The following is a 24619-nucleotide window of genomic DNA, read 5'->3' as shown; positions in this document are numbered from 1 at the left end:
TAGTGCAGGGCTTGGTACAAATGTGCCAAGTTTTATCATTGTCCGAAGGCAGGCCAATCGTAGCCCGCCCCTTTACTTAAAAAGGAAAATAATCATGACTTTAGGTCTGGTTGGACGCAAAGTTGGTATGACCCGCGTGTTCGACGAACAGGGTGTTTCTGTTCCGGTAACCGTTTTGGATATGTCTGCCAACCGCGTTACACAAGTAAAATCCAAAGATACTGACGGCTATACTGCCGTTCAAGTTACCTTTGGTCAGAAAAAAGCTAACCGTGTCAACAAAGCCGAAGCTGGGCACTTTGCAAAAGCAGGTGTTGAAGCCGGTCGCGGTTTGATCGAGTTTGCTTTGACTGAAGAAAAACTGGCTGAATTGAAAGCCGGTGACGAAATCACCGTTTCTATGTTTGAAGTCGGTCAACTGGTCGATGTAACCGGTACCTCTAAAGGTAAAGGTTTCTCCGGTACGATCAAACGTCATAACTTCGGTGCCCAACGTACTTCCCACGGTAACTCCCGTTCTCACCGTGTTCCAGGTTCTATCGGTATGGCGCAAGACCCAGGTCGCGTGTTCCCCGGTAAACGCATGGCCGGTCAATACGGCAACACCAAAGCAACTGTCCAAAAACTGGAAGTTGTCCGTGTTGATGCAGAACGCCAACTGCTGTTGGTTAAGGGTGCTGTTCCGGGTGCGGTCAACAGCGATGTTGTAGTTCGTCCTAGCGTGAAAGTAGGTGCGTAATGGAATTGAAAGTAATTGACGCTAAAGGACAAGTTTCAGGCAGTCTGTCTGTTTCTGATGCTTTGTTCGCTCGCGAATACAATGAAGCGTTGGTTCATCAGCTGGTAAATGCCTACTTGGCAAACGCCCGCTCTGGCAACCGTGCTCAAAAAACCCGTGCCGAAGTAAAACACTCAACCAAAAAACCATGGCGTCAAAAAGGTACCGGCCGTGCCCGTTCCGGTATGACTTCTTCTCCGCTGTGGCGTAAAGGTGGTCGTGCGTTCCCGAACAAACCCGACGAAAACTTCACTCAAAAAGTAAACCGTAAAATGTACCGCGCCGGTATGGCGACTATCCTGTCCCAATTGGCCCGTGACGAGCGTTTGTTTGCGATCGAGGCATTGACTGCTGAAACTCCTAAAACCAAAGTTTTTGCTGAACAAGTGAAAAATCTGGGTCTGGAGCAAGTGCTGTTTGTAACCAAACAGCTCGATGAGAATGTTTACTTGGCTTCACGCAACTTGCCAAACGTGTTGGTTTTGGAAGCTCAACAAGTTGATCCTTACAGCTTGCTGCGTTACAAAAAAGTAATCATCACTAAAGATGCAGTTGCACAATTAGAGGAGCAATGGGTATGAATCAACAACGTTTGACTCAAGTGATTTTGGCACCTATCGTTTCTGAAAAAAGCAACGTATTGGCTGAAAAACGCAACCAAATGACGTTTAAAGTTTTGGCAAATGCAACCAAACCTGAAATCAAAGCGGCTGTTGAGCTGCTGTTCGGTGTTCAAGTTGCTTCTGTAACTACCGTTACCACTAAAGGTAAAACTAAGCGTTTTGGTCGTACTTTGGGCCGCCGCAGCGATGTTAAAAAAGCTTATGTAAGCTTGGCTGCCGGTCAAGAGTTGGATTTGGAAGCCGCTGCTGCAGCTGCAGATAAGGAATAAACAAAATGGCAATCGTTAAAATGAAGCCAACTTCTGCAGGCCGTCGCGGCATGGTTCGCGTGGTAACAGAAGGTTTGCACAAAGGTGCGCCTTATGCACCTTTGCTCGAAAAGAAAAATTCTACTGCCGGTCGTAACAATAATGGTCATATCACCACCCGTCACAAAGGCGGCGGTCATAAACACCATTACCGTGTTGTAGACTTTAAACGTAACAAAGACGGTATCCCTGCAAAAGTAGAGCGTATCGAATACGATCCTAACCGTACTGCTTTCATTGCACTGTTGTGCTATGCAGACGGTGAGCGTCGCTACATCATCGCTCCTCGCGGTATTCAAGCTGGTGCTGTATTGGTTTCCGGTGCTGAAGCTGCCATCAAAGTAGGTAACACCCTGCCGATCCGCAACATCCCCGTTGGTACGACTATCCACTGTATCGAAATGAAACCTGGTAAAGGTGCGCAAATCGCACGTTCTGCCGGCGCTTCTGCGGTATTGTTGGCTAAAGAAGGTGCATACGCTCAAGTCCGTCTGCGCTCTGGTGAAGTTCGTAAAATCAACGTAGATTGCCGTGCAACCATTGGTGAAGTCGGTAACGAAGAGCAAAGCCTGAAAAAAATCGGTAAAGCCGGTGCCAATCGTTGGCGCGGTATTCGTCCGACCGTTCGTGGTGTTGTCATGAACCCTGTCGATCACCCGCATGGTGGTGGTGAAGGTCGTACCGGTGAAGCTCGCGAACCGGTTAGCCCATGGGGTACTCCTGCTAAAGGCTACCGCACTCGTAATAACAAACGCACGGATAACATGATTGTTCGTCGTCGTTACTCAAATAAAGGTTAATTAGTATGGCTCGTTCATTGAAAAAAGGCCCATATGTAGACCTGCATTTGCTGAAAAAAGTAGATGCTGCTCGTGCAAGCAACGACAAGCGCCCGATTAAAACTTGGTCTCGTCGTTCTACCATTCTGCCTGATTTTATCGGTCTGACCATTGCTGTGCACAACGGCCGCACCCATGTGCCTGTGTTTATCAGCGATAACATGGTTGGTCATAAATTAGGTGAATTCTCATTGACCCGTACCTTTAAAGGCCACTTGGCTGATAAAAAGGCTAAAAAGAAATAAGGTGAATCATGAGAGTAAATGCACAACATAAAAATGCCCGTATTTCAGCTCAAAAAGCTCGTTTGGTAGCTGATTTGATTCGCGGTAAAGACGTTGCCCAAGCTTTGAATATTTTGACTTTCAGTCCTAAAAGAGGTGCTGAGTTGATTAAAAAAGTATTGGAATCAGCTATTGCTAATGCCGAGCACAATAACGGTGCCGACATTGATGAGTTGAAAGTGGTAACTATCTTTGTTGACAAAGGTCCAAGCTTGAAACGTTTCCAAGCTCGCGCCAAAGGTCGCGGTAACCGCATTGAAAAACAAACTTGTCATATCAATGTGACAGTGGGCAACTAAGGAAAAGCTATGGGACAAAAGATTAACCCTACAGGCTTTCGCCTGGCGGTAACTAAAGACTGGGCTTCAAAATGGTTTGCTAAAAGCACCGACTTTTCTGCTGTTTTGAAACAAGACATTGATGTTCGTAACTACCTGCGTAAAAAATTGGCGAATGCTTCTGTTGGTCGCGTAGTTATTGAACGTCCTGCAAAATCTGCACGCATTACCATCCACTCTGCCCGTCCGGGCGTAGTAATTGGTAAAAAAGGTGAGGATATCGAAGTTCTGAAACGTGATTTGCAAGCCTTGATGGGCGTGCCTGTTCATGTGAATATCGAAGAAATCCGTAAACCTGAATTGGATGCACAAATTATTGCTGATGGTATTGCTCAGCAATTGGAAAAACGCGTTCAATTCCGCCGTGCTATGAAACGCGCTATGCAAAATGCTATGCGTTCAGGAGCAAAAGGTATCAAGATTATGACCTCAGGTCGTCTGAATGGTGCAGATATTGCTCGTAGCGAATGGTATCGTGAAGGTCGAGTACCTCTGCATACTTTGCGCGCAAACGTAGATTATGCAACTAGCGAAGCTCATACTACTTATGGCGTGCTGGGTCTGAAAGTTTGGGTATATACTGAAGGTAATGTAAAGACTTCAGCTAAACCTGAGCATGAAAAGAAACAAAGAAAGGCAGGTGGACGTAATGCTGCAGCCAACTAGACTGAAATACCGCAAGCAACAAAAAGGTCGCAATACTGGTATTGCTACCCGCGGTAACAAAGTAAGTTTCGGTGAGTTCGGTTTGAAAGCCGTTGGTCGCGGTCGTTTGACTGCCCGCCAAATCGAAGCTGCTCGTCGTACAATGACTCGCCACATTAAACGTGGTGGTCGTATTTGGATTCGTGTATTCCCTGATAAACCAATTACTGAAAAACCTATTCAAGTTCGTATGGGTGGCGGTAAAGGTAACGTGGAATATTACATTGCCGAAATCAAACCAGGCAAAGTGTTGTATGAGATGGACGGTGTTCCAGAGGCTTTGGCTCGTGAAGCATTTGAATTAGCTGCTGCCAAATTGCCTATTCCTACGACCTTTGTAGTAAGACAGGTAGGTCAATAATGAAAGCAAATGAATTGAAAGACAAATCTATTGAGCAATTAAATGCAGATTTGTTGGACTTGTTGAAAGCTCAGTTTGGCTTACGTATGCAAAACGCAACTGGTCAATTGGGTAAACCAAGCGAATTAAAACGTGTACGTCGCGATATTGCTCGTATTAAAACCATTTTAACTGAAAAAGGTGCTAAGTAATGAGCGAAAATAAAAATGTTCGTACTTTGCAAGGCAAAGTGGTAAGCGACAAAATGGACAAAACTGTGACAGTATTGGTTGAACGTAAAGTAAAACATCCTCTGTACGGTAAAATTATCCGTTTATCAACTAAAATCCATGCCCATGATGAAAATAATCAATATGGAATTGGCGATGTTGTAGTAATTGCGGAATCTCGTCCACTGTCAAAAACCAAATCTTGGGTTGTTAAAGAACTGGTTGAGAAAGCACGTACTGTTTAAAATTTAAGACAGTTAGCTTTAATAAGAAACGAAGTGTTGCGCCAAAGTGAATTTGCGTGTAAACTTCGTTTCTTATCTTTCAGTTTCTTCTGGAAGTTTCTTCCCTTCGGGATCCAAGACTGGTTTACTAGAACCGTGATGGTTTCATTTAGTTAGCTCAATTGAAATAAGTGGGCGAGTTATATGAAAATGGTAAATTAAGTTGGTTAATTTAAAGGTACTAATATGATTCAAATGCAGACCATCTTAGATGTGGCTGATAACTCTGGTGCGCGTCGTGTGATGTGCATCAAAGTGTTGGGCGGATCTAAGCGTCGCTACGCTTCTGTTGGCGATATTATTAAAGTCGCAGTTAAAGATGCGGCCCCGCGTGGTCGTGTTAAAAAAGGTGATGTGTACAATGCAGTTGTTGTTCGTACTGCTAAAGGTGTGCGTCGTCCTGATGGCGCGTTGATTAAATTTGATAACAACGCCGCCGTGTTGTTAAACAATAAACTTGAACCTCTGGGTACCCGTATTTTTGGTCCGGTAACCCGTGAGTTGCGTACTGAGCGATTTATGAAAATCGTTTCATTAGCGCCTGAAGTATTATAAGGAATAGCGCGATGAATAAAATCATTAAAGGTGACCAAGTTGTTGTGATCACTGGTAAGGATAAAGGTAAGCAAGGTCAAGTAGTTCGCGTATTAGGTGGCAAGGTTGTTATTGAAGGTATTAACGTCGTAAAACGTCACCAAAAACCTAATCCGATGCGTGGTATTGAGGGTGGTATTGTTGCTAAAGAAATGCCGTTGGATATTTCTAATGTTGCAATCCTGAATCCGGAAACTAATAAAGCAGACCGTGTTGGTATTAAACTGATTGAGAATGAAGGCAAAGTTAAGCGCGTTCGTTTCTTCAAATCAAATGGCTCTGTTATTGGAGCATAAGGAGATAACATGGCTCGTTTGAGAGAGTTTTATAAAGATACAGTTGTTCCTGAACTGATTAAACAATTTGGTTACAAGTCAGTAATGGAAGTTCCCCGTATTGAAAAAATTACTTTAAATATGGGTGTCGGAGAAGCTGTTGCAGATAAAAAAGTTATGGAACACGCGGTATCTGACTTAGAGAAAATTGCTGGTCAAAAACCAGTCGTTACTGTTGCTCGTAAATCTATCGCAGGTTTTAAGATTCGCGATAATTATCCTGTCGGTTGCAAAGTAACATTGCGCCGTGATCAAATGTTTGAATTCTTGGATCGTTTGATTACTATTGCATTACCTCGTGTACGTGACTTCCGTGGTGTAAGTGGCAAATCATTTGATGGTCGTGGTAATTACAACATGGGTGTTCGCGAGCAAATCATTTTCCCGGAAATTGAATACGATAAAATTGATGCTTTGCGTGGTTTGAATATTACTATTACAACTACTGCAAAAACTGATGAGGAAGCTAAAGCTTTATTGTCACTGTTCAAGTTTCCGTTTAAAGGATAATCATGGCTAAGAAAGCACTTATTAATCGTGAACTGAAACGTCAAGCCCTGGCGAAAAAGTTTGCAGCCAAACGTGAGGCAATTTTTGCTGTTATTAATGATGCGAATGCAACTGAAGAGGAGCGTTTTGAAGCTCGTCTGAAATTCCAATCCATTCCGCGTAATGCAGCTCCTGTACGTCAACGCCGTCGTTGTGCTTTGACAGGTCGTCCTCGTGGTACTTTCCGTAAATTCGGTTTGGGTCGTATTAAAATCCGCGAAATCGCTATGCGTGGCGAGATTCCTGGTGTTGTTAAAGCTAGCTGGTAATAGGAGTATTAATAATGAGTATGCATGATCCTATTTCCGATATGTTGACTCGTATTCGTAATGCGCAACGTGCCAATAAGGTAGCAGTTGCCATGCCTTCCTCTAAATTAAAATGTGCAATTGCAAAAGTCTTGAAAGAGGAAGGTTATATCGAGGATTTTTCGGTTTCTGCTGATGCGAAGCCGGTATTGGAAATTCAATTGAAATATTATGCAGGCCGTCCTGTGATTGAGCAAATTAAACGTGTTTCACGTCCGGGTTTGCGTATTTACAAAGCTTCTAGCGAAATTCCCAATGTTATGAATGGATTGGGTATCGCTATCGTTAGTACTTCTAAAGGTGTGATGACTGACCGCAAGGCTCGTTCTGAGGGCGTCGGTGGTGAGTTGTTGTGCATCGTAGCCTAGTGGAGAAAAGTAAATGTCACGTGTCGCAAAAAACCCAGTGACTGTTCCTGCTGGTGTAGAAGTAAAATTTGGAACAGAAGCATTGGTTATCAAGGGTAAGAATGGCGAGTTGGCCTTTCCTTTGCCTTCTAATGTCGTCATTGAATTAAACGATGGTAAATTAACTTTTGCTGCAAAAAATGACAGTAAGCAGGCAAATGCTATGTCAGGTACTGCTCGTGCATTAGTTAATAATATGGTCAAAGGTGTTTCAGAAGGTTTTGAGAAAAAACTACAATTGATTGGTGTGGGTTACCGTGCTCAAGCTCAAGGCAAAGTTTTGAATTTGTCTTTGGGTTTTTCTCATCCAATCGTATATGAAATGCCTGAAGGTGTTTCTGTTCAAACTCCTAGCCAAACAGAGATCGTTTTGACTGGTGCAGATAAACAAGTAGTTGGTCAAGTCGCTGCTGAAATTCGTGCATTCCGTTCTCCTGAACCTTATAAAGGTAAGGGTGTTCGTTATGTAGGTGAAGTGGTAGTGATGAAAGAAGCCAAGAAAAAATAATTGAGGTTCACTAATGGATAAACATACAACCCGACTCCGTCGTGCACGCAAAACCCGTGCACGTATTGCGGACTTGAAAATGGTAAGATTATGTGTGTTCCGTAGCAATAATCATATTTATGCTCAAGTAATTAGTGCTGAAGGTGATAAAGTATTGGCTCAAGCCTCTACATTGGAAGCTGAAGTGCGTGGTAGTCTGAAATCTGGTGGCAACGTCGAGGCGGCTGCAGTAGTAGGAAAGCGCATTGCTGAGAAAGCTAAAGCAGTAGGCGTAGAAAAAGTTGCTTTTGATCGTTCAGGTTTCCAATATCACGGTCGAGTGAAAGCTTTGGCTGAAGCTGCACGTGAAAATGGTTTAAGCTTCTAATAATTGGAGACTTTCAGATGGCAAAACATGAAATTGAAGAACGTGGTGACGGCCTGATTGAAAAAATGGTCGCAGTTAATCGCGTAACTAAAGTAGTTAAAGGTGGTCGTATCATGGCTTTCTCTGCGCTAACTGTTGTTGGTGATGGGGATGGTCGTATTGGTATGGGTAAAGGTAAGTCAAAAGAAGTGCCGGTAGCTGTTCAAAAAGCAATGGATCAGGCTCGTCGCTCTATGATTAAAGTACCTCTAAAAAATGGTACGATTCATCATGAGGTTATTGGACGTCATGGCGCTACTAAAGTCTTTATGCAACCCGCTAAAGAAGGTAGTGGTGTAAAGGCAGGTGGTCCTATGCGCTTAGTTTTTGATGCTATGGGTATTCATAACATTTCTGCTAAAGTGCATGGTTCTACAAACCCTTATAACATTGTACGAGCTACATTAGATGGCTTGTCTAAGTTATATACACCTGCTGATATCGCTGCTAAACGTGGCCTAACAGTAGAAGACATTTTGGGAGCAAACCATGACTGAGCAAAAAAAGATTAAAGTTACATTGGTGAAGAGCCTGATTGGTACAATTGAATCTCATCGTGCATGTGCTCGTGGTTTAGGTTTACGCCATCGTGAGCATACAGTAGAGGTTTTAGATACCCCTGAAAACCGTGGTATGATTAACAAAATCAGCTACTTGTTGAAAGTGGAGTCTTGATATGTTTCTAAATTCTATTCAACCTGCTGAGGGGGCTACTCACGCTCGTCGTCGTGTAGGTCGTGGTATTGGTAGTGGTTTAGGTAAAACTGGTGGCCGTGGTCATAAAGGTCAAAAAAGCCGTTCTGGTGGTTTTCATAAAGTAGGTTTCGAAGGTGGTCAAATGCCTTTGCAACGTCGCCTGCCAAAACGTGGTTTCAAATCTTTGACTGCTGCTGCTAACGCTGAGATTCGTTTGAGTGAATTGAACTTACTCGCTGTGAATGAGATTGATGTATTAGTTCTCAAGCAAGCTGGGTTGGTTCCTACAACTGTTTCCAATGTGAAAGTTATTGCCTCTGGTGAGCTTTCAAAAGCTGTTGTCCTGAAGGGCATTAAAGCCACTAAAGGGGCTAAAGCAGCAATTGAAGCTGCTGGTGGTAAAGTGGAAGAATAAGGCTTGCATTATAGTGGCTAATCAACAATCTTTATCAGGCTTGTCCAAATTTGGAGATCTGAAAAAACGTCTAACGTTTCTTTTAGGGGCGTTAATTGTTTTTCGTATTGGTGCCCATATCCCTGTACCTGGCGTAGATGCTGTTGCTTTAGCTAAATTATACGAAAGCGCTGGGAACGGCATACTAGGCATGTTGAACATGTTTTCTGGTGGTTCGTTAGAGCGCTTTAGTATATTCGCAATTGGCATAATGCCATATATTTCAGCATCAATAATTGTTCAGTTGGCCTCTGAAATTATTCCTTCTTTAAAGGCATTAAAAAAGGAAGGGGAGGCAGGTCGAAAAGTTATTACAAAATATACAAGATACGGTACAGTGCTATTAGCCATCTTACAGAGTTTTGGTGTAGCTACCTTTGTATTCCAGCAAGGTGTGGTTGTCACTAATTCTTTGGAGTTCCATATTTCTACGGTAGTGAGCTTAGTCACAGGTACAATGTTCCTGATGTGGTTAGGTGAGCAGATTACGGAGCGCGGGATTGGGAATGGCATTTCCTTGATTATTACTGCTGGTATCGCTGCCGGTATTCCTTCCGGTATAGCAAGATTATTAGCTTTAACGAGTCAAGGATCAATTGGTATGCCTACGGCTGTGTCAATCGTTATTGGTGCATTGCTATTAATTTATATTGTTGTATATTTTGAAAGTGCACAGCGTAAAGTTCCCGTGCATTATGCGAAACGCCAAGTTGGTAGTGGTGTAATGCAAGGTTCTAATACACATATGCCCTTTAAGTTGAATATGGCAGGCGTCATTCCTCCTATTTTTGCGTCAAGTATTATTTTGTTTCCATCCACTTTGTTAAGCTGGTTTGGTTCTAATGATACCGGTAGTTTGTTGCATAAAATTGCTGGTTTGCTTCAGCATGGGCAAGCTTTATATATTTTGTTATTTACAGTGACAATTATTTTCTTCTGCTATTTTTATACAGCCTTGGTTTTTAGTCCAAAAGAAATGGCAGAGAATTTGAAGAAAAGCGGTGCTTTTGTGCCGGGAATTCGACCTGGTAAGCAAACTTCTCAGTATCTGGAGCAGGTTGTATTACGCCTCACTTTGTTTGGTGCATTATATATTACAACTATTTGTTTAATTCCAGAATTTTTGACAACAGCTTTGAATGTTCCTTTTTATTTGGGTGGTACATCTTTACTGATTTTAGTCGTGGTGACAATGGACTTTAGTACCCAAATTAACTCTTACCGCATGACTCAGCAATATGAGAGTTTAATGAGCGGTCTTGATATGAAATCTTTATCACGTAAGTAGAATTATGGCTAAAGAAGATACCATACAAATGCAGGGGGAGATTCTTGAAACTCTACCTAACGCAACTTTTAAAGTAAAGCTTGAGAATGACCATATTGTATTAGGTCATATTTCCGGGAAAATGCGTATGCACTATATCCGGATCTCTCCTGGGGATAAGGTGACGGTAGAACTGACACCTTATGATTTAACTCGAGCTCGGATTGTCTTCCGAGCTAGATAAAACGATATAAGGAAAGATAATGCGTGTACAACCGTCTGTAAAGAAAATTTGCCGCAACTGTAAGATTATCCGTCGTAATCGAGTGGTTCGTGTAATTTGTACTGATCCTCGTCACAAACAGCGTCAAGGTTAAGGGAACTTTTCTTTTAGCAAGACTTTGTGGTATAGTGACGAACTTTGCCGTTTAAAGGAAAAAATATGGCTCGTATTGCAGGGGTAAATATCCCTAATAATGCACATATCGTAATTGGCTTGCAGGCTATTTATGGTATCGGTGCTACTCGTGCTAAATTAATTTGCGAGGCAGCAAATATTGCTCCCACTACAAAAGCAAAAGATTTGGACGAGGCTCAATTAGACGCTTTGCGTGAACAAGTTGCCAAGTATGAAGTGGAAGGCGATTTGCGCCGTGAGGTAACGATGAGCATCAAACGATTGATGGACATGGGTTGTTACCGTGGTTTCCGTCATCGTCGAGGTTTGCCTTGTCGTGGTCAACGCACTCGCACAAACGCTCGTACCCGCAAAGGTCCGCGTAAAGCGATTGCTGGTAAAAAATAATTTTTAAGGAATTTTATTAATGGCTAAAGCAAACACAGCTTCGCGTGTACGTAAAAAAGTACGTAAAACCGTAAGCGAAGGTATTGTGCATGTACATGCTTCTTTCAACAATACCATCATTACAATCACTGACCGTCAAGGCAATGCATTGTCTTGGGCTACCTCTGGCGGCGCTGGTTTTAAAGGTTCTCGTAAAAGTACACCGTTTGCAGCTCAAGTGGCTGCAGAAGCAGCTGGTAAAGTTGCCCAAGAATATGGCGTTAAAAATTTAGAAGTTCGTATAAAAGGCCCTGGTCCCGGTCGAGAGTCTTCTGTACGTGCACTCAACGCTCTTGGTTTTAAAATTACCAGTATTACCGACGTTACTCCGTTGCCTCATAACGGTTGCCGTCCGCCTAAAAAACGTCGTATTTAAAGGAGTGATTGAAACATGGCACGTTATATTGGCCCTAAATGTAAATTAGCACGCCGTGAAGGTACTGATTTATTTTTGAAGAGCGCTCGTCGTTCTTTGGATTCTAAATGTAAACTGGACTCCGCTCCTGGTCAGCACGGCGCAAAAAAACCGCGTTTGTCCGACTATGGTTTGCAATTACGTGAGAAGCAAAAGATTCGTCGTATTTATGGCGTATTGGAACGTCAATTCCGTCGCTATTTTGCAGAAGCAGATCGACGTAAAGGCTCTACTGGTGAATTACTGCTGCAATTGTTAGAGTCTCGTTTGGATAATGTAGTATATCGCATGGGATTTGGCTCGACTCGTGCTGAGGCACGTCAGCTGGTTTCTCATAAAGCAATTACCGTTAACGGTCAGGTTGTAAATATTCCTTCTTTCCAAGTTAAAGCCGGTGATGTTGTAGCTGTTCGTGAGAAAGCTAAAAAACAGGTTCGTATCCAGGAAGCTTTAAGTCTGGCAACTCAAATCGGTTTACCAAGCTGGGTTTCTGTTGATGCAGACAAATTGGAAGGCGTATTTAAAAATATGCCGGATCGTTCAGAATTAACTGGCGATATTAATGAACAGCTGGTGGTAGAATTCTACTCTAAATAACGCTAGCTCAGTGAGGGACAGTTAAATGCAAAATAGCACAACCGAATTTTTGAAACCTCGTCAAATTGATGTCGATACTTTATCTACAACTCGTGCAAAAGTATCCATGCAGCCGTTTGAGCGCGGTTTTGGTCATACTTTAGGTAATGCTTTGCGTCGTATCTTACTGTCATCCATGAATGGTTTTGCTCCTACTGAAGTGGCCATTTCCGGTGTGTTGCACGAATACTCTACTGTTGATGGCGTTCAAGAAGATGTTGTCGATATTTTATTGAATGTCAAAGGTATTGTATTTAAGCTGCATGGGCGTGGCCAAGTTCAGTTAACTTTGAGAAAGTCAGGGGCCGGTGTAGTAGTTGCCGGTGATATCGAATTGCCACATGATGTGGAAATTTTAAATCCTGAGCATATTATTTGTCATTTGGCCGAGAATGGTCAAATTGAGATGGAAATCAAAGTTGAGCAGGGGCGTGGTTATCAATCTGTTTCTGGTCGTCGTGTTGTGCGCGATGAAAACCGCCAGATTGGTGCAATTCAGTTGGATGCGAGCTTTTCGCCCATCAGTCGTGTTAGCTTTGAAGTTGAACCTGCACGCGTAGAGCAGCGTACGGATTTAGATAAATTGGTTTTGGATATTGAAACTGATGGTTCTATTGATCCTGAAGAAGCTGTACGTAGTGCCGCTCGTATTTTAATTGATCAAATGTCTATCTTTGCTGATTTGCAAGGTACTCCAGTAGAAGAAGTTGAAGAAAAAGCTCCTCCTATTGACCCTATCCTGCTGCGTCCGGTAGATGATTTGGAATTAACTGTACGTTCAGCTAATTGTCTGAAAGCTGAAGATATTTATTATATCGGCGATTTGATTCAACGTACTGAAACAGAGCTTCTTAAAACTCCGAATTTGGGTCGTAAATCTTTGAATGAAATCAAAGAAGTGTTGGCATCTAAAGGCTTGACACTAGGTTCCAAATTGGAAGCTTGGCCGCCTGTAGGCTTAGAAAAGCCGTAAGTTTGAAGATTAAAGGATAATGACATGCGTCATCGTAATGGTAACCGCAAATTAAACCGTACAAGCAGCCATCGCGCTGCAATGCTGCGTAATATGGCGAACTCATTGTTGACTCACGAGACTATTGTGACAACTTTGCCTAAAGCTAAAGAATTGCGCCGCGTAGTAGAACCCTTGATTACATTGGGTAAAAAACCTTCCTTGGCAAACCGTCGTTTGGCATTTGACCGCACTCGTGATCGTGATGTTGTAGTTAAATTGTTTGATGAGTTAGGTCCACGTTTTGCTGCCCGTAATGGCGGTTATGTTCGTGTACTGAAATATGGTTTCCGCAAAGGCGACAATGCACCTTTGGCATTGATTGAATTAGTAGACAAAGCAGCAGAAGCTGCCGAGTAATCTAATACACCATAATAAAACACCATTTGTTTTCTCAAATGGTGTTTTATTATATGCAAGCTACCTTTTGTGTATTTTAAATACTCTATTTAAAATACTCTTGGTATATTGAAGTTATTCTTTTGTTTTGTATAGGTAAGTGGGTTTGCCATGGATAGAGTATTTCTTTTCAGTATCATATTATAAGAGATATTTTAAATAACATAAGTTACTAAAATTTTCTGTTCAATACTATTTTCAAAATGAAAAACCTTTCTGATTTTTCCTAGCTTTTACTTAAAATCATAAAGGTTTTGGTCAATTGAAAATTTTTAGCGCATTTTTATGAGTCAAATTCCGTTAACAGACTATTTTTGCAAAGGTCTCTATAATTGAAATTTGACTAAGAACTTCTTTGCTGTCAGGTATTACACTTACCAAATTCTTTTTTGTATCCCATAATTTTATATGACTACTTCTCTCACGATTGCAATGAGTGTTGCTGAGGCATCGGGTGATCTGCTTGGTGCACATCTTATTAGTGCGATTAAAAAACGTTGTCCTGATGCAAGATTTATTGGTATCGGTGGCGAGCGGATGAAGGCGGAAGGATTTGAAAGTCTTTATGACCAAGAAAAATTGGCAGTACGAGGCTTTGTTGAGGTAGTTAAACGTTTGCCCGAAATCTTGAAAATCCGAAAAGGTCTGGTTAATGACCTTATTCGTATAAAACCGGATGTTTTTGTTGGGATTGATGCACCTGATTTTAATCTTTGGGTGGAAGAGAAACTGAAGAAAACGGGTATTCCAACGGTTCACTATGTCAGCCCTTCTGTTTGGGCGTGGAGGCGTGAACGGGTGAACAAAATTGTTCATCAAGTTAACCGGGTGTTGTGCCTTTTCCCAATGGAACCACAGCTCTATTTGGATGCCGGTGGTAAGGCTGAGTTTGTCGGTCATCCGATGGCTCAAACCATGCCTGTAGATGTTGATCAATCTTCTGCGCGTCTCCAGTTGGGAGTTGCGCCGTCTATCCCAGTATTTGCCTTGATGCCCGGCAGTCGTGTTAGCGAAATTGATTACATGGCTCCTGTATTTTTTCAAACCGCATTACTTCTGTTGAAGCGTTACCCACAGGCGCAGTTTCTGATGCCGGTTGCTACGCAGGCAACCCGCCGTCGTATATCAAAAATTCTTACCTCTGATCAATTTTCGGACCTTCCCATTACATTAGTCGATAAACAAGCAGATACTGTTTGTACTGCGGCAGATGTGGTTTTGGTGACCAGCGGGACGGCAACGCTGGAAGTGGCTTTGTGCAAACGTCCTATGGTGATCAGCTATAAGATATCTCCTCTGACTTATGCTTATGTGAAGCGTAAAGTTAAAGTGCCACATGTCGGTTTGCCCAATATTTTGCTGAACAAATGTGCTGTTCCAGAGCTTTTGCAACATGATGCGACGCCTGAGAAACTGGCAGAAGCCATGATTTATTGGTATGAACATCCGGCAGCAGTTGCCCGCTTGAAACAAGATTTTCATGAGCTGCATTTATTATTGAGGAAAGATACCGATACACTGGTGGCAAATGCTGTATTGGAAGAAGCAGGTTTTTTCAACTCTTAGTTGGACCTGCGATTTGACAAGAGAAAAGAGCGGTAATCAAATCTGCAAAAAGTAATGAAGCAGGAAAATGGGTTGCAATCCAAACATCGCCTTGTCCCAACCTATCCACTCTTTGGCAGGCAAAGATAGCGTTTGCACGGCCTTTGCTATATCATTCCCTTATCTGAAATCAAGGAAAACATCATGTACGAAGTCAACCGCAGCGTCTTCCTGCTCATCCCGCTCGATCCTTTTTGGAACTGGCTGCAAACCCTGCCCGGCAATCATCTTGACGGTTTGACGCTTGAAGATATTCAAGCTGATGCCAATTCTTATCTCGTCCGTCCGTGTGAAACCGCCGACGAAGTATGGGACGAAATCGAAGCGCGGTTTGAAGACATTTTCGCTGCCGAACTTGCCGATTGGTGCGAAGATGAAAGCGAATGGCCTGATTTGAATGCGGATATTTTCAATGAATGGTTCGACATCCAGCTTTCTACCGTTATCACCGACCTCGAGCAAGAACCGCTCGCCCGTGAAGCCTTTCAACCCTTCAATCTGAACTGATGAATATCCGCGTCCGCAATTACCATCTTGACGGCTACGGTCATGTCAACAACGCGCGCTATCTCGAATTTCTCGAAGAAGCGCGCTGGGCGTTTTTTGAGGAACACGGTTTATTGTCCGAAATCGACGGCTTGATGCTGGTGGTTGTCCGCACCGACATCCGTTATCGCCGTGCCGCCGTCGATGGCGACATATTACGCTTTGAAGGTCGTCTGAAAGAGCTGACCTCGCGCCATATTATTCTCACTCAAAACATCGTTTTGCCCAGCGGTAAAAATGCCGTCGAAGCCGAAAGCACTTTGATGGTCGTCAGCGCAGAAAGTGGTCGAAGCATCAGCATTCCCGAACCTCTCTTTACCCTTTTAAAACAATACGCCGAAGCATGAAAAAGCTCATTACCATTGCCGCAGTCGCCATTATCGGTGCGCTGCTTGCCATCGTCCTTATTCCGGATAACAAACCTACTCCCGCATTCTCTTTGTCTGACCTGCAAGGCAAACCGGTGTCCAATGCCGATTTGCAAGGCAAAGTCAGCTTCATCAATTTTTGGTTTCCCTCCTGCCCGGGCTGTGTCAGCGAAATGCCCAAAGTCATTAAAATGTCCAAAGACTATCAAGGAAAAGACTTCCAAGTCCTCGGCATTGCCCAGCCGATAGACCCGCTGGAAAGCGTAAACCAATACGTCAAAGAATACGGCTTGCCTTTTACCGTCATGTTTGATGCCGATAAAGCCGCCGCCCAAGCGTTCGGTACGCAGGTTTACCCGACTTCTTTCCTGATCAATAAAAAAGGCGAAATCCTGAAAACCTTTGTCGGAGAACCAGACTTCGCCGCGCTTTATCAGGAAATCGACAAAGAATTGGCGAAGTAATACTGGCTTGAGAGGTTTGTGACTGTTTTCAGACGACCTCTGTTATAAATATATTAAACAATCAGCGATATTGTCTGTTGTGGGACTGAGTGAAGGGCAATTTCGGTAAGTAGATTCTGAGCATCATTGAAAATGGCTTTGAAAAATAAACAATTTCTTTATTTTATTTTTGTCGGCGTTATTTTGAGCGTATTTCAGCTGACATTTGCACAAGGTGTTCCTCAAAAAGGCATGCTGTGGGTTTATTGGGGTAAAAGTTTAGATGGTAATGCTCGGAATCAAAGGATTTTATATTTTGACTTTATCCCTGAAGACACCAAAATATCGAATCAAAACCGAATCTCCCTTAATTTAAGCAAATCGCAGCAAACTGCTGTTTTGAAAGAATTGGTGCTTCCGCCGAATTTTTACGTCTATCAGGAAGATTCTGTCAAACAGCCTGCCCAAATTACTATGGGTAAAGTGGGTACGGAAGTCATTTGTGACGGTAAATATTATTCTGCCAAACTTATAAAATTTGAAAAAATCCCAAAAACAACGGCGAAACAAATCCCTGATTCGGGCTGTATTTACTCGTTGATTATGAATAATGATTTCATCGTTAAATCCACAGATAGCCATAAGGTTAACCTCAGGAGCCAACCGGATGCCCATGCCGACATAATCAAACGCTTGGACGACAACGCCATAGTAGAAAAATTGAAAACCGTTCGTAAGGATTGGTACCTCGTTCAATTAAAAGATACGACTACCCAAGGGTATGTTCATAAAAGTCAGTTGGAGCGGGTGGATTAATCAAAAGTTGTCGATATGTCGGCGTAATCAAAAAGGTCGTCTGAAAACCTTGATTCAGTTTTGAACTGCACCCCAAAAGTTGGACATCCCCTCCAACTCACAAAGTGCAGTTTTTTTATGAGCAAATATACATTACACTTCAAATACCAAGCCGTACTCCACTACCTGCATATACGCAGCCAACAACGTACCGCAGACCACTACGGCATTTCCCGAACCCACCTGAGACGATGGATACGCGCCTATCAAGAAGGCGGTATCGGCGCACTCGAACATCCCCAATCCAAAACCATGACCCAACACCGCAAAAACCCCTTCATCGCAGATAAACCCGACCAAGAAAAAACACAGGCAGAGCTTATCGAAGAGTTGTGCTATATGCGCGCAGAGGTCGCCTACCTAAAGGAGTTAAAAGCCCTCAGCCAAAAACAGACCGAAAAGGACAAAGCCAAACCGTCCAAACACTGAGGGCGCAACACCCGCTCAAATACCTGCTGCACATCGCAAACCTGCCCAAAAGCAGCTTTTACTACCATCACCAAGACCGACCCGACCCCGACGAAGCCGACAAAGCCCTCCTTGTCGAAACCTACCGGCGGCATAAAGGACGCTACGGACAAAGGCGCATTGCCGCAGCATTGGGTTGGAACCGCAAAAAAGTGGCGCGGTTGATGAAGCAGATGGAACTGAAAGCCCTCATACGGGCGAAAAAAGCCTACCGCCATCCCGCCATGGGCGAGATATCGGAACACCTCCTCAAACGCCGGTTCAAAGCCCGAAAGCCCAACGAAAAATGGCTGACCGACGTTACCGAACTCAAAGGGAAGGACGGCAAACTGTACCTCTCGCCAATCTTGGACTTGTTCAACCGCGAGATCGTCGCCTACGCCATGAGCCGCAGAGCCGACAGCGAAATGGTGAAGGAAATGCTCGAAAAAGCCGCCCCCCGTCTGACTGCTAAAGGAACGATGCTTCATTCGGACCAAGGTGTGCTGTACCGTACGGCGGGGTATAGGGAATTGCTTGCGGAGTATTCCATGGTTCAAAGCATGTCGCGAAAGGCGAACTGTTGGGACAATGCGCCGATGGAAAGCTTCTTTGCGGTGTTAAAGACGGAGTGTTTCTATAACGCAGGTGAATTGACGGTAGATGAATTGATGAAGCAGATAGATGACTATATGGATTACTACAACCGGGAGCGTTGCAGTTTGAAATTGAAAAAGCTGAGTCCTGTCGCATACAGAACCCAGCTTGCACAGAGCGCCTGAATAGGCTTTTATGAGTGTCCAAGATTTGGGGGCCAGTTCATTTTTCAGACGACCTTGTACTTAATAATCTTCTATTGCAAGGAATGTTCATGACACCCCAAACCGTCTTAGACTTCTGGTTTGCCGAAGAAAACCGTCCTTTTCTGTTTGCCAAAAACGATGAATTCGATGCCAAGATTCGCGCGCGATTTTTTGATGTCTGGCAACAGGCGGCCCGTGGCGAGCTTGCACACTGGCGCGACACCCTGCAAGGCAGGCTCGCCGAAATCATCCTGCTCGACCAATTCTCGCGCAACCTGTTTCGCAACAGCTCCCAAGCATTTGCCCAAGATTTGGCCGCTCTCATCCTTGCCCAAGAAGCCGTCCGTCAGCCCAGTTTCGCCGACCTCCTATCGCACGAACGCCATTTCATGCTCATGCCGTTGATGCACAGCGAAAGCCAAGTTGTCCACGAACAAGCCGTTCCTCTGTTTGAACGCTATACCGACGGACACGCATTGGATTTTGAAATCAAACACAAAGTCATCATCGACCGCTTCGGACGCTATCCGCACCGCAATGCCGTATTGGGGCGTGAAGGCACGGAGGAAGAGGCGGAATTTTTGAAACAGGAAGGTTCGTCATTTTAATTTGGGTTTTAAAATTTGAAGGTCGTCTGAAAACCATTTTTCAGACGACCTTCTTTCATTTAGTGGATTAAATTTAAATCAGGACAAGGCGACGAAGCCGCAGACAGTACAGATAGTACGGAACCGATTCACTTGGTGCTTCAGCACCTTAGAGAATCGTTCTCTTTGAGCTAAGGCGAGGCAACGCCGTACTGGTTTAAAGTTAATCCACTATATTTCCGCTTCAATAATGCGGCGGAATTTCATCACGCAGGCTGTAAGGTTCACGCTCTCCGTTTGCGCCTTTGTCCTGCATTTTCTGATAAAGCAGCCTTAACTGCGCCTGCTGTAAATCCAGCGTCTGCTGCATTTTCGCCACCGTATCGTTCAGGCTGCCGATTAAGTCTTCCTGAAGCGCGGTTTGGATTTCCAGCTCGGTGATGCGGTGTTCCAATTCGTCCATTTCGCTCATTTACAGCACCATCGCGGCAATCCAGCCCGCAATCATCAGCGGGATATTGTAGTGGATAAAGGTTGGGATGACAGAGTCGCGGATGTGGTCGTGTTGCCCGTCGGCGTTCAAACCCATGGTCGGGCCGAGCGTCGAGTCGGACGCGGGCGAACCGGCGTCGCCCAATGCACCTGCCGTACCGACGATGGCGACGGTTGCCAGCGGCGAGAAGCCGAGGCTGATACACAGTGGCACATAAATCGCGGTAATAATCGGCAAGGTGGAGAAAGAAGAGCCGATACCCATGGTGACCAACAATCCGACAAACAACATGGCAAATGCCGCCATGCCTTTATTGCCGCCGAAAAGCTGCATACTGTGTTCGACCAGCGGTTTGATTTCGCCTGTCGCGGTCATGACTGCCGCAAAACCTTGCGCCGCAATCATGATGAAACCGACCATCGCCATCATTTTGATGCCTTCGCCGAACACATCACTGGCAGCATTGCGGTTCATCACACCGAGCATCATGAAGACGGCAAAACCCAACATCGCGCCCAACACCAGCGAATCTTTATACATCAACTGAATCGCAAAACACACACCGATCGCGATTGCCGCCACCAGACTGCGGTAAGCCGAAGGCTGGGGCTGTTCGGATGCTTCGCGGTTGTCTTCCGTATCGACAGTATTGGTTTGATAAATGCGTGATTTGCGGTAGTGGACAAACGCCGCCAGCAGCCCCGCCACCATACCCAGCGCAGGAATCGCCATCGCGTGCATGACACTGATGTCTTTTACATCCATGCCCGCAGATTTGATGTTGCCCAAGAGGATGTCGTTCAAGAAAATCGTACCGAAGCCGTAAGGCAGGAACATATAAGTCGTCACCAAACCGAACGTAATCACACACGCCACCAGGCGGCGGTCGACTTTCAAACGGTTAAACACCAGCAAAAGCGGCGGAATAATCATCGGAATAAACGCGATATGGATAGGCACGACGTTTTGACTCATGATGCCCATCGCCAAAATAATCAGCAGCAGCGTCCATTTCACCGAACTTTCGCCTTTCGCGGCATCCTGACTGTTGTTGAGTTTGCGGATAATGCCGCCCGCAAGCTGCTGCGGCAGCCCCGAATAGGTAATCGCCATCGCAAACGCACCGAGCATCGCATAAGACAAAGAAATCCGCGCGCCGCCCTTCAAGCCTTCGTTAAACACGGGAATAATCCCCGACTGCGTTACATTGCCCGCCGTATCCACGATGTTTTCCAGCGGCATTCCCGCCACCAGGCCGCCGACGAACGCACCGACAGTCAGGCTCAATACGACGTGTACCCGCGATAGCGACAACACGAGCATAACGATTACTGCAACCACTACGGCATTCATGCCTTTTCTCCGTTTCAGACGACCCTCAGACCATCCGTTCACATATTAAAAAGAAACATCATAACCTAACATGATTTAACGGGCTAGGGCAAGCCGATTATTCATGCAAATGAATAGGATGGAATGTGCAGGCAGCCGATTCAGACGACCTTAAGCATATTTGATTTTACCTAAAGCCATAGAACCACCCCCATCCTAACCTTCTCCCGCCGGACGGGGGGAGGGATAAGTTGCCGTTGCAGTAAACCGTAGCGTCGGCTTTGCCCACGATATGAGTGAAAACGTGATCATCCAATTCAGATTGTCAGAAGATAGATTTCGTGGGCAAAGCCCACGCTACAAACTGGCGTGGATTAAATAAAAGGTCGTCTGAAAACTCGACTTTCAAGTTTTCAGACGACCTCGTTTTTATCTGTAACTTGCTCCCCTCTCCCGTCCGGCGGGAGAGGGTCGGGGAGAGGGGGGTTCTACGGGGCAAACGAATTTGATTTTATAGTGGATTAAATTTAAATCAGGACAAGGCGACGAAGCCGCAGACAGTACAGATAGTACGGCAAGGCGAGGTAACGCTGTACTGGTTTAAAGTTAATCCACTATATTTAAACTCACAAAGCCACCCCATCCTAACCTTCCCCCGCCAGACGGGGGATGGGATAAGTTACCGTTGAAGCAATCCGTAGCGTGGACTTTGCCCGCGAAATCTGCCATAAGCGGTCCAAGTGTTCCGGTTCAATCTCAAGAAAACCGTAAGGCATGATGCAGCTTAGTCCGCCGCCTGTCAGGTCAGTACGGAAACTTGATTGCGCTTTTTATCTATTCGACTAGAACGAGAATAAATGCCGTATAATCAAGCCCCAAGTTTCCCTAGCCTTGAAGGTCGTCTGAAAACCATGCACTCAACTTACGCTACCGTACAGCGCGATTTGCTCGAAGCCAATCACCTTTCCCCTGAGCTGCTCGCCAAAAGCCTGAGCATCATCGGCGCGCATCACGTCGATTACGCCGACATCTATTGCCAGCGCACTGCTTTTGAAAGCTGGCATTTGGAAGAGGGCATCGTCAAATCGGGCAGCTTCCAAATCGATCAGGGGGTGGGCGTGCGCGCTGTTTCAGGCGAAAAAACTGCTTTTGCCTATGCGGACAGTTTGTGTATCGATTCGATCAACCGTTCCGCCCAAGCCGTCCGCGTCATCGGCGCGGCAGGCGGCGAAGCTTCTGTCAAAGTGCCGTCCGCCGCATACGGCAAATCCGTCCATGCGGTGCTGAATCCCATTATCGGTCTCGATTCCGCCGCCAAAGTTGCCTTATTGAACAAAGTGGAAACGCTTGCCAAAGCCGCCGATCCGCGCATTGTGCAAGTGATGGCGGGGCTGACTTGCGAATATGACATGATTTACATCGCCCGCCTCGACGGCAGGCACGCCGCCGACATCCGTCCGATGGTGCGCCTGAACGTTACCGTCATCGCCAAACAGGGCGACCGACGCGAACAGGGCAGCGCGGGCGGCGGCGGACGCTACGACTTGGCTTATTTTGATGAAACTTTGGTGCGGCAGTTTGTCGATTCCGCTGTCAAACAAGCCCTGATTAATCTCGAATCCCGCCCTGCGCCCGCAGGCGAAATGACCGTTGTCTTGGGCAACGGCTGGCCGGGCGTGTTGCTGCATGAAGCCGTCGGACACGGCTTGGAAGGCGATTTCAACCGCAAAGAAACCAGTGTCTTTTCAGGCAGAATCGGTGAGCGCGTTGCCGCCAAAGGCGTTACCGTCGTTGATCAGGGTGACATTGCCGACAGGCGCGGTTCGCTCAATATCGACGACGAAGGCAATGAAACACGCCGCACCGTATTGATTGAAGACGGCATCTTGGTCGGCTATATGCAGGACGAAACCAACGCCCGCCTGATGGGTACGCAATCCACCGGCAACGGCCGCCGCGAAAGCTACGCCTCCGCCCCTATGCCGCGCATGACCAATACCTTTATGGAAAACGGCAGCTACGAACCCGACGAAATCATCGCGTCCATCGATAAAGGCATTTACGCCGTCAATTTCGGCGGCGGACAGGTGGACATCACCAGCGGCAAATTCGTCTTCAGCGCATCCGAAGCATGGTGGGTCGAAGGCGGCAAACTGCAATATCCTGTCAAAGGCGCGACCATCATCGGCAACGGCCCCGAAGTTTTGAAACACGTCTCCATGATAGGTAACGATACTGCGTTGGACAGCGGTGTCGGCGTGTGCGGTAAAGACGGGCAAAGCGTTCCTGTTGGCGTCGGACAACCGACCCTGCGGATTGATTCGGGACTGACCGTCGGCGGTAGCGAGATTTAAGGCAATTAAAAATAAAACGTCGTCTGAAAACTGTATCTGGGGTTTTCAGACGACGTTTTGTATTAGATGGCTGGCTTATTGATTGGAAACTGTTGAAGCTTTGTCATGTTCGAGTTCAAAGAGAATCATGTTTTAAGGCATTAAAGCACAAGTTTATCTGATCGAACGTTCTACACGATTTCTGGCTTATCCATCTGCTGAGACACAAAAAACAAGCCGCCGAAAAAATCGGCGGCTTGTTGAATATCATCACGATTGAAAGCCCTGTGCATGATTTCATCGATGCCCGGTATTCAATGCGCTTTACTCTTGGACAAAAGTAACGCCGTGAAGATGGGAATTAAGGATGGCGGTCCGTAAGGCAGTCAATGCTTTGGGGCGGACGAAGTTCCGACGGTATGCCAAAACGACGCGGCGGTGCGGGACGGAGCCTGAAAACGGGATGATGCTGAACAGCAAATGGTCGTTTTCGGTCAGTGCAGTAGCGGGCATGACGCTGATGGCGAGACCGCTGGCAACCATGTGGCGGATGGTGTTGATGGAGCTGCCTTGCAGGGTGTTGGTCAGACCTTGGATTTTCTGCTTGGCGGCAAGCTCGGAGCAGCTTGATAAGACCTGATCGCGCATACAGTTGCCTTCCGTCAGCAACAAGACCTGTTCTTCGCTCAACATCTGCGGCGTAACGGCATCGAGTTCTTCGAAATGGTGTCCTTTGGGGACGATGACGAAAAAAGGCTCGTCATACAGCGGCTCGGTGACGATGCCAGGCTCTTGGAAGGGTTCTGCGACTACGATGGCATCGACGTCGCCGCGCTTGAGCGATTCGGTCAGGATGTGCGTGTAGTTTTCTTCAAGCATCAGGGGCATTTTCGGCGCGGTTTCGCGCAGGGAAATGATGAGCTTGGGCAGAAGGTAGGGGGCGACGGTAAAAATCAGACCGAGTTTGAATGCGCCTTCCAACTCGTTTTGCTCTTCGCTGGCAAGGTGCTTGATCAGCTCGGCTTCTTCCAACACGCGGCGGGCTTGGGCAACGATGCGCTCGCCCGCTTCGGTGGTGATGATGTCGTTGCTGCTGCGGTCAAACAGGGATACCGACAGCTCTTCTTCCAGCTTTTTGATGGCGATGGAAAGGGTGGGCTGGCTGACAAAGCAGCGGCGCGCGGCACGTCCGAAATGACGTTCCTGCGCGACGGCTACGATGTAACGCAATTCGGTCAAGGTCATGTG

40 protein-coding genes are annotated in these 24619 nt (G+C 45.6%); 37 read left to right on the top strand and 3 right to left on the bottom strand.

Annotated elements, in window-relative coordinates; all coding sequences use genetic code 11:
• Positions 1 to 94: 94 nt before the first annotated feature.
• The 36 genes from rplC to MON40_RS12835 all read left to right on the top strand — a co-directional run bounded on the left by rplC (position 95) and on the right by MON40_RS12835 (position 19234).
• Complete coding sequence (rplC, locus tag MON40_RS13010) at positions 95 to 739, top strand: 50S ribosomal protein L3 (protein ID WP_002215400.1); 645 nt, start codon at positions 95 to 97, stop codon at positions 737 to 739.
• On the top strand, positions 739 to 1359 hold the full coding sequence (rplD, locus tag MON40_RS13005; protein ID WP_002218573.1) for a 50S ribosomal protein L4: 621 nt from the start codon (positions 739 to 741) through the stop codon (positions 1357 to 1359). The genes rplC and rplD overlap by 1 nt, the downstream gene beginning before the upstream one ends.
• A complete protein-coding gene (rplW, locus tag MON40_RS13000; protein WP_002231529.1) occupies positions 1356 to 1670 on the top strand; it encodes a 50S ribosomal protein L23 in 315 nt (104 codons plus the stop codon). Before rplD ends, rplW begins: the two co-directional genes overlap by 4 nt.
• A 5-nt stretch (positions 1671 to 1675) precedes the next feature.
• Positions 1676 to 2509 carry a 50S ribosomal protein L2 gene (rplB, locus tag MON40_RS12995; RefSeq protein WP_003742892.1) on the top strand — a complete coding sequence of 278 codons (834 nt, stop codon included), beginning with the start codon at positions 1676 to 1678 and terminating at the stop codon, positions 2507 to 2509.
• Positions 2510 to 2514: 5 nt separating this feature from the next.
• Positions 2515 to 2793: a 30S ribosomal protein S19 gene (gene rpsS / locus MON40_RS12990; protein ID WP_002215422.1), complete on the top strand. Its 279-nt coding sequence runs from the start codon at positions 2515 to 2517 to the stop codon at positions 2791 to 2793.
• Positions 2794 to 2801: 8 nt separating this feature from the next.
• On the top strand, positions 2802 to 3131 hold the full coding sequence (gene rplV, locus MON40_RS12985; RefSeq protein WP_003775844.1) for a 50S ribosomal protein L22: 330 nt from the start codon (positions 2802 to 2804) through the stop codon (positions 3129 to 3131).
• Positions 3132 to 3140: 9 nt separating this feature from the next.
• On the top strand, positions 3141 to 3836 hold the full coding sequence (rpsC, locus tag MON40_RS12980) for a 30S ribosomal protein S3 (protein WP_003675878.1): 696 nt from the start codon (positions 3141 to 3143) through the stop codon (positions 3834 to 3836).
• On the top strand, positions 3820 to 4236 hold the full coding sequence (rplP, locus tag MON40_RS12975) for a 50S ribosomal protein L16 (RefSeq protein WP_003675880.1): 417 nt from the start codon (positions 3820 to 3822) through the stop codon (positions 4234 to 4236). The genes rpsC and rplP overlap by 17 nt, the downstream gene beginning before the upstream one ends.
• Positions 4236 to 4427 carry a 50S ribosomal protein L29 gene (gene rpmC, locus MON40_RS12970; protein WP_003675882.1) on the top strand — a complete coding sequence of 64 codons (192 nt, stop codon included), beginning with the start codon at positions 4236 to 4238 and terminating at the stop codon, positions 4425 to 4427. The genes rplP and rpmC overlap by 1 nt, the downstream gene beginning before the upstream one ends.
• Positions 4427 to 4690 (top strand): 30S ribosomal protein S17, encoded by a 264-nt coding sequence (gene rpsQ / locus MON40_RS12965; RefSeq protein WP_003707145.1) that lies wholly within the window; start codon positions 4427 to 4429, stop codon positions 4688 to 4690. Before rpmC ends, rpsQ begins: the two co-directional genes overlap by 1 nt.
• Before the next feature lie 225 nt (positions 4691 to 4915).
• Positions 4916 to 5284 carry a 50S ribosomal protein L14 gene (gene rplN, locus MON40_RS12960; protein ID WP_002215434.1) on the top strand — a complete coding sequence of 123 codons (369 nt, stop codon included), beginning with the start codon at positions 4916 to 4918 and terminating at the stop codon, positions 5282 to 5284.
• 11 nt (positions 5285 to 5295) lie between these two features.
• Positions 5296 to 5619 carry a 50S ribosomal protein L24 gene (gene rplX, locus MON40_RS12955; RefSeq protein WP_003759726.1) on the top strand — a complete coding sequence of 108 codons (324 nt, stop codon included), beginning with the start codon at positions 5296 to 5298 and terminating at the stop codon, positions 5617 to 5619.
• A gap of 9 nt (positions 5620 to 5628) precedes the next feature.
• Entirely contained in the window at positions 5629 to 6168 is a 540-nt protein-coding gene (gene rplE / locus MON40_RS12950) for a 50S ribosomal protein L5 (RefSeq protein ID WP_003759725.1), read from the top strand.
• A 2-nt stretch (positions 6169 to 6170) separates the two neighbouring features.
• Positions 6171 to 6476, top strand: coding sequence for a 30S ribosomal protein S14 (gene rpsN, locus MON40_RS12945; RefSeq protein WP_003684736.1), 306 nt, complete (start codon positions 6171 to 6173; stop codon positions 6474 to 6476).
• Positions 6477 to 6490: 14 nt separating this feature from the next.
• Positions 6491 to 6883 (top strand): 30S ribosomal protein S8, encoded by a 393-nt coding sequence (gene rpsH / locus MON40_RS12940; protein WP_003759723.1) that lies wholly within the window; start codon positions 6491 to 6493, stop codon positions 6881 to 6883.
• A gap of 13 nt (positions 6884 to 6896) precedes the next feature.
• On the top strand, positions 6897 to 7430 hold the full coding sequence (gene rplF, locus MON40_RS12935; protein WP_003775847.1) for a 50S ribosomal protein L6: 534 nt from the start codon (positions 6897 to 6899) through the stop codon (positions 7428 to 7430).
• Positions 7431 to 7443: 13 nt separating this feature from the next.
• A complete protein-coding gene (gene rplR / locus MON40_RS12930) occupies positions 7444 to 7797 on the top strand; it encodes a 50S ribosomal protein L18 (protein WP_003775849.1) in 354 nt (117 codons plus the stop codon).
• A gap of 17 nt (positions 7798 to 7814) precedes the next feature.
• Complete coding sequence (gene rpsE, locus MON40_RS12925) at positions 7815 to 8333, top strand: 30S ribosomal protein S5 (RefSeq protein WP_003684704.1); 519 nt, start codon at positions 7815 to 7817, stop codon at positions 8331 to 8333.
• On the top strand, positions 8326 to 8511 hold the full coding sequence (gene rpmD / locus MON40_RS12920; RefSeq protein WP_003759717.1) for a 50S ribosomal protein L30: 186 nt from the start codon (positions 8326 to 8328) through the stop codon (positions 8509 to 8511). Before rpsE ends, rpmD begins: the two co-directional genes overlap by 8 nt.
• A 1-nt stretch (position 8512) precedes the next feature.
• The gene (gene rplO, locus MON40_RS12915; RefSeq protein ID WP_003775851.1) at positions 8513 to 8947 is read left to right on the top strand and encodes a 50S ribosomal protein L15; all 435 of its coding nucleotides are present in this window, start codon (positions 8513 to 8515) and stop codon (positions 8945 to 8947) included.
• A gap of 13 nt (positions 8948 to 8960) precedes the next feature.
• Positions 8961 to 10274, top strand: coding sequence for a preprotein translocase subunit SecY (gene secY, locus MON40_RS12910; protein ID WP_049230002.1), 1314 nt, complete (start codon positions 8961 to 8963; stop codon positions 10272 to 10274).
• Positions 10275 to 10278: 4 nt separating this feature from the next.
• Positions 10279 to 10497, top strand: coding sequence for a translation initiation factor IF-1 (gene infA / locus MON40_RS12905; RefSeq protein ID WP_002215452.1), 219 nt, complete (start codon positions 10279 to 10281; stop codon positions 10495 to 10497).
• 19 nt (positions 10498 to 10516) lie between these two features.
• A complete protein-coding gene (gene rpmJ / locus MON40_RS12900; protein WP_003697674.1) occupies positions 10517 to 10630 on the top strand; it encodes a 50S ribosomal protein L36 in 114 nt (37 codons plus the stop codon).
• Positions 10631 to 10695: 65 nt separating this feature from the next.
• Entirely contained in the window at positions 10696 to 11058 is a 363-nt protein-coding gene (gene rpsM, locus MON40_RS12895) for a 30S ribosomal protein S13 (protein WP_003749295.1), read from the top strand.
• Positions 11059 to 11077: 19 nt separating this feature from the next.
• Positions 11078 to 11473, top strand: a complete 396-nt coding sequence (gene rpsK / locus MON40_RS12890) for a 30S ribosomal protein S11 (protein WP_002216249.1) — start codon at positions 11078 to 11080, stop codon at positions 11471 to 11473.
• 15 nt (positions 11474 to 11488) lie between these two features.
• Complete coding sequence (rpsD, locus tag MON40_RS12885; RefSeq protein ID WP_003742907.1) at positions 11489 to 12109, top strand: 30S ribosomal protein S4; 621 nt, start codon at positions 11489 to 11491, stop codon at positions 12107 to 12109.
• Between the two features lie 25 nt (positions 12110 to 12134).
• Entirely contained in the window at positions 12135 to 13121 is a 987-nt protein-coding gene (locus MON40_RS12880) for a DNA-directed RNA polymerase subunit alpha (RefSeq protein WP_003775857.1), read from the top strand.
• A gap of 24 nt (positions 13122 to 13145) precedes the next feature.
• Entirely contained in the window at positions 13146 to 13520 is a 375-nt protein-coding gene (gene rplQ / locus MON40_RS12875; protein ID WP_009313013.1) for a 50S ribosomal protein L17, read from the top strand.
• Between the two features lie 447 nt (positions 13521 to 13967).
• Positions 13968 to 15125 (top strand): lipid-A-disaccharide synthase, encoded by a 1158-nt coding sequence (lpxB, locus tag MON40_RS12870; protein WP_003775859.1) that lies wholly within the window; start codon positions 13968 to 13970, stop codon positions 15123 to 15125.
• Between the two features lie 183 nt (positions 15126 to 15308).
• Positions 15309 to 15671 carry a hypothetical protein gene (locus MON40_RS12865; protein ID WP_003765647.1) on the top strand — a complete coding sequence of 121 codons (363 nt, stop codon included), beginning with the start codon at positions 15309 to 15311 and terminating at the stop codon, positions 15669 to 15671.
• Positions 15671 to 16057, top strand: a complete 387-nt coding sequence (locus MON40_RS12860; RefSeq protein WP_003762224.1) for an acyl-CoA thioesterase — start codon at positions 15671 to 15673, stop codon at positions 16055 to 16057. The genes MON40_RS12865 and MON40_RS12860 overlap by 1 nt, the downstream gene beginning before the upstream one ends.
• Positions 16054 to 16542 carry a TlpA family protein disulfide reductase gene (locus tag MON40_RS12855; protein WP_003775865.1) on the top strand — a complete coding sequence of 163 codons (489 nt, stop codon included), beginning with the start codon at positions 16054 to 16056 and terminating at the stop codon, positions 16540 to 16542. The genes MON40_RS12860 and MON40_RS12855 overlap by 4 nt, the downstream gene beginning before the upstream one ends.
• 132 nt (positions 16543 to 16674) lie before the next feature.
• Positions 16675 to 17337, top strand: coding sequence for an SH3 domain-containing protein (locus MON40_RS12850; RefSeq protein ID WP_003775866.1), 663 nt, complete (start codon positions 16675 to 16677; stop codon positions 17335 to 17337).
• 117 nt (positions 17338 to 17454) lie between these two features.
• Positions 17455 to 17805 carry a helix-turn-helix domain-containing protein gene (locus MON40_RS12845; RefSeq protein WP_036491819.1) on the top strand — a complete coding sequence of 117 codons (351 nt, stop codon included), beginning with the start codon at positions 17455 to 17457 and terminating at the stop codon, positions 17803 to 17805.
• The gene (locus MON40_RS12840) at positions 17709 to 18605 is read left to right on the top strand and encodes an IS3 family transposase (protein WP_242925940.1); all 897 of its coding nucleotides are present in this window, start codon (positions 17709 to 17711) and stop codon (positions 18603 to 18605) included. The genes MON40_RS12845 and MON40_RS12840 overlap by 97 nt, the downstream gene beginning before the upstream one ends.
• Positions 18606 to 18694: 89 nt before the next feature.
• The gene (locus MON40_RS12835; protein WP_039862681.1) at positions 18695 to 19234 is read left to right on the top strand and encodes a DUF924 family protein; all 540 of its coding nucleotides are present in this window, start codon (positions 18695 to 18697) and stop codon (positions 19232 to 19234) included.
• Between the two features lie 223 nt (positions 19235 to 19457).
• On the opposite strand, the gene MON40_RS12830 is transcribed toward MON40_RS12835, so the two are convergent.
• Both MON40_RS12830 and MON40_RS12825 read right to left on the bottom strand, forming a co-directional pair.
• Positions 19458 to 19685, bottom strand: a complete 228-nt coding sequence (locus MON40_RS12830; protein WP_003742919.1) for a SlyX family protein — start codon at positions 19683 to 19685, stop codon at positions 19458 to 19460.
• Complete coding sequence (locus tag MON40_RS12825) at positions 19686 to 21059, bottom strand: Na+/H+ antiporter family protein (protein WP_003775871.1); 1374 nt, start codon at positions 21057 to 21059, stop codon at positions 19686 to 19688.
• 836 nt (positions 21060 to 21895) lie between these two features.
• Here MON40_RS12825 and tldD point away from each other — a divergent pair.
• Positions 21896 to 23392, top strand: a complete 1497-nt coding sequence (gene tldD, locus MON40_RS12815) for a metalloprotease TldD (protein WP_003775875.1) — start codon at positions 21896 to 21898, stop codon at positions 23390 to 23392.
• A 303-nt stretch (positions 23393 to 23695) separates the two neighbouring features.
• On the opposite strand, the gene MON40_RS12810 is transcribed toward tldD, so the two are convergent.
• Complete coding sequence (locus tag MON40_RS12810) at positions 23696 to 24616, bottom strand: hydrogen peroxide-inducible genes activator (protein ID WP_003762207.1); 921 nt, start codon at positions 24614 to 24616, stop codon at positions 23696 to 23698.
• Positions 24617 to 24619: the final 3 nt, after the last annotated feature.

Origin of the sequence: Neisseria macacae ATCC 33926, assembly GCF_022749495.1 — a bacterium.
In the GTDB taxonomy this organism is placed as follows: Bacteria; Pseudomonadota; Gammaproteobacteria; order Burkholderiales; family Neisseriaceae; genus Neisseria; species Neisseria macacae.
Note: the sequence above shows the minus strand (reverse complement) of the source record. Positions and strands in the feature narration are given on the sequence as shown.

Excerpts from the sequence above, each read along its gene's own strand:
- rpsK (WP_002216249.1), top strand. The coding sequence starts at position 11,078 with ATGGCTAAAGCAAACACAGCTTCGCGTGTACGTAAAAAAGTACGTAAA.
- rplV (WP_003775844.1), top strand. The coding sequence starts at position 2,802 with ATGAGAGTAAATGCACAACATAAAAATGCCCGTATTTCAGCTCAAAAA.
- MON40_RS12880 (WP_003775857.1), top strand. The coding sequence starts at position 12,135 with ATGCAAAATAGCACAACCGAATTTTTGAAACCTCGTCAAATTGATGTC.
- rplW (WP_002231529.1), top strand. The coding sequence starts at position 1,356 with ATGAATCAACAACGTTTGACTCAAGTGATTTTGGCACCTATCGTTTCT.
- rpsN (WP_003684736.1), top strand. The coding sequence starts at position 6,171 with ATGGCTAAGAAAGCACTTATTAATCGTGAACTGAAACGTCAAGCCCTG.
- rpsS (WP_002215422.1), top strand. The coding sequence starts at position 2,515 with ATGGCTCGTTCATTGAAAAAAGGCCCATATGTAGACCTGCATTTGCTG.
- rplR (WP_003775849.1), top strand. The coding sequence starts at position 7,444 with ATGGATAAACATACAACCCGACTCCGTCGTGCACGCAAAACCCGTGCA.
- rplD (WP_002218573.1), top strand. The coding sequence starts at position 739 with ATGGAATTGAAAGTAATTGACGCTAAAGGACAAGTTTCAGGCAGTCTG.
- infA (WP_002215452.1), top strand. The coding sequence starts at position 10,279 with ATGGCTAAAGAAGATACCATACAAATGCAGGGGGAGATTCTTGAAACT.
- MON40_RS12830 (WP_003742919.1), bottom strand. The coding sequence starts at position 19,685 with ATGAGCGAAATGGACGAATTGGAACACCGCATCACCGAGCTGGAAATC.
- rpmC (WP_003675882.1), top strand. The coding sequence starts at position 4,236 with ATGAAAGCAAATGAATTGAAAGACAAATCTATTGAGCAATTAAATGCA.
- MON40_RS12865 (WP_003765647.1), top strand. The coding sequence starts at position 15,309 with ATGTACGAAGTCAACCGCAGCGTCTTCCTGCTCATCCCGCTCGATCCT.
- rplP (WP_003675880.1), top strand. The coding sequence starts at position 3,820 with ATGCTGCAGCCAACTAGACTGAAATACCGCAAGCAACAAAAAGGTCGC.
- MON40_RS12845 (WP_036491819.1), top strand. The coding sequence starts at position 17,455 with ATGAGCAAATATACATTACACTTCAAATACCAAGCCGTACTCCACTAC.
- lpxB (WP_003775859.1), top strand. The coding sequence starts at position 13,968 with ATGACTACTTCTCTCACGATTGCAATGAGTGTTGCTGAGGCATCGGGT.
- rpsM (WP_003749295.1), top strand. The coding sequence starts at position 10,696 with ATGGCTCGTATTGCAGGGGTAAATATCCCTAATAATGCACATATCGTA.
- rpsD (WP_003742907.1), top strand. The coding sequence starts at position 11,489 with ATGGCACGTTATATTGGCCCTAAATGTAAATTAGCACGCCGTGAAGGT.
- rplN (WP_002215434.1), top strand. The coding sequence starts at position 4,916 with ATGATTCAAATGCAGACCATCTTAGATGTGGCTGATAACTCTGGTGCG.
- MON40_RS12850 (WP_003775866.1), top strand. The coding sequence starts at position 16,675 with ATGGCTTTGAAAAATAAACAATTTCTTTATTTTATTTTTGTCGGCGTT.
- rplX (WP_003759726.1), top strand. The coding sequence starts at position 5,296 with ATGAATAAAATCATTAAAGGTGACCAAGTTGTTGTGATCACTGGTAAG.
- rplE (WP_003759725.1), top strand. The coding sequence starts at position 5,629 with ATGGCTCGTTTGAGAGAGTTTTATAAAGATACAGTTGTTCCTGAACTG.
- MON40_RS12855 (WP_003775865.1), top strand. The coding sequence starts at position 16,054 with ATGAAAAAGCTCATTACCATTGCCGCAGTCGCCATTATCGGTGCGCTG.
- MON40_RS12810 (WP_003762207.1), bottom strand. The coding sequence starts at position 24,616 with ATGACCTTGACCGAATTGCGTTACATCGTAGCCGTCGCGCAGGAACGT.
- tldD (WP_003775875.1), top strand. The coding sequence starts at position 21,896 with ATGCCGTATAATCAAGCCCCAAGTTTCCCTAGCCTTGAAGGTCGTCTG.
- rpsC (WP_003675878.1), top strand. The coding sequence starts at position 3,141 with ATGGGACAAAAGATTAACCCTACAGGCTTTCGCCTGGCGGTAACTAAA.
- MON40_RS12825 (WP_003775871.1), bottom strand. The coding sequence starts at position 21,059 with ATGAATGCCGTAGTGGTTGCAGTAATCGTTATGCTCGTGTTGTCGCTA.
- rplC (WP_002215400.1), top strand. The coding sequence starts at position 95 with ATGACTTTAGGTCTGGTTGGACGCAAAGTTGGTATGACCCGCGTGTTC.
- rpmD (WP_003759717.1), top strand. The coding sequence starts at position 8,326 with ATGACTGAGCAAAAAAAGATTAAAGTTACATTGGTGAAGAGCCTGATT.
- rplQ (WP_009313013.1), top strand. The coding sequence starts at position 13,146 with ATGCGTCATCGTAATGGTAACCGCAAATTAAACCGTACAAGCAGCCAT.
- rplB (WP_003742892.1), top strand. The coding sequence starts at position 1,676 with ATGGCAATCGTTAAAATGAAGCCAACTTCTGCAGGCCGTCGCGGCATG.
- rpsH (WP_003759723.1), top strand. The coding sequence starts at position 6,491 with ATGAGTATGCATGATCCTATTTCCGATATGTTGACTCGTATTCGTAAT.
- rplF (WP_003775847.1), top strand. The coding sequence starts at position 6,897 with ATGTCACGTGTCGCAAAAAACCCAGTGACTGTTCCTGCTGGTGTAGAA.
- rplO (WP_003775851.1), top strand. The coding sequence starts at position 8,513 with ATGTTTCTAAATTCTATTCAACCTGCTGAGGGGGCTACTCACGCTCGT.
- MON40_RS12835 (WP_039862681.1), top strand. The coding sequence starts at position 18,695 with ATGACACCCCAAACCGTCTTAGACTTCTGGTTTGCCGAAGAAAACCGT.
- rpsE (WP_003684704.1), top strand. The coding sequence starts at position 7,815 with ATGGCAAAACATGAAATTGAAGAACGTGGTGACGGCCTGATTGAAAAA.
- rpmJ (WP_003697674.1), top strand. The coding sequence starts at position 10,517 with ATGCGTGTACAACCGTCTGTAAAGAAAATTTGCCGCAACTGTAAGATT.
- rpsQ (WP_003707145.1), top strand. The coding sequence starts at position 4,427 with ATGAGCGAAAATAAAAATGTTCGTACTTTGCAAGGCAAAGTGGTAAGC.
- MON40_RS12860 (WP_003762224.1), top strand. The coding sequence starts at position 15,671 with ATGAATATCCGCGTCCGCAATTACCATCTTGACGGCTACGGTCATGTC.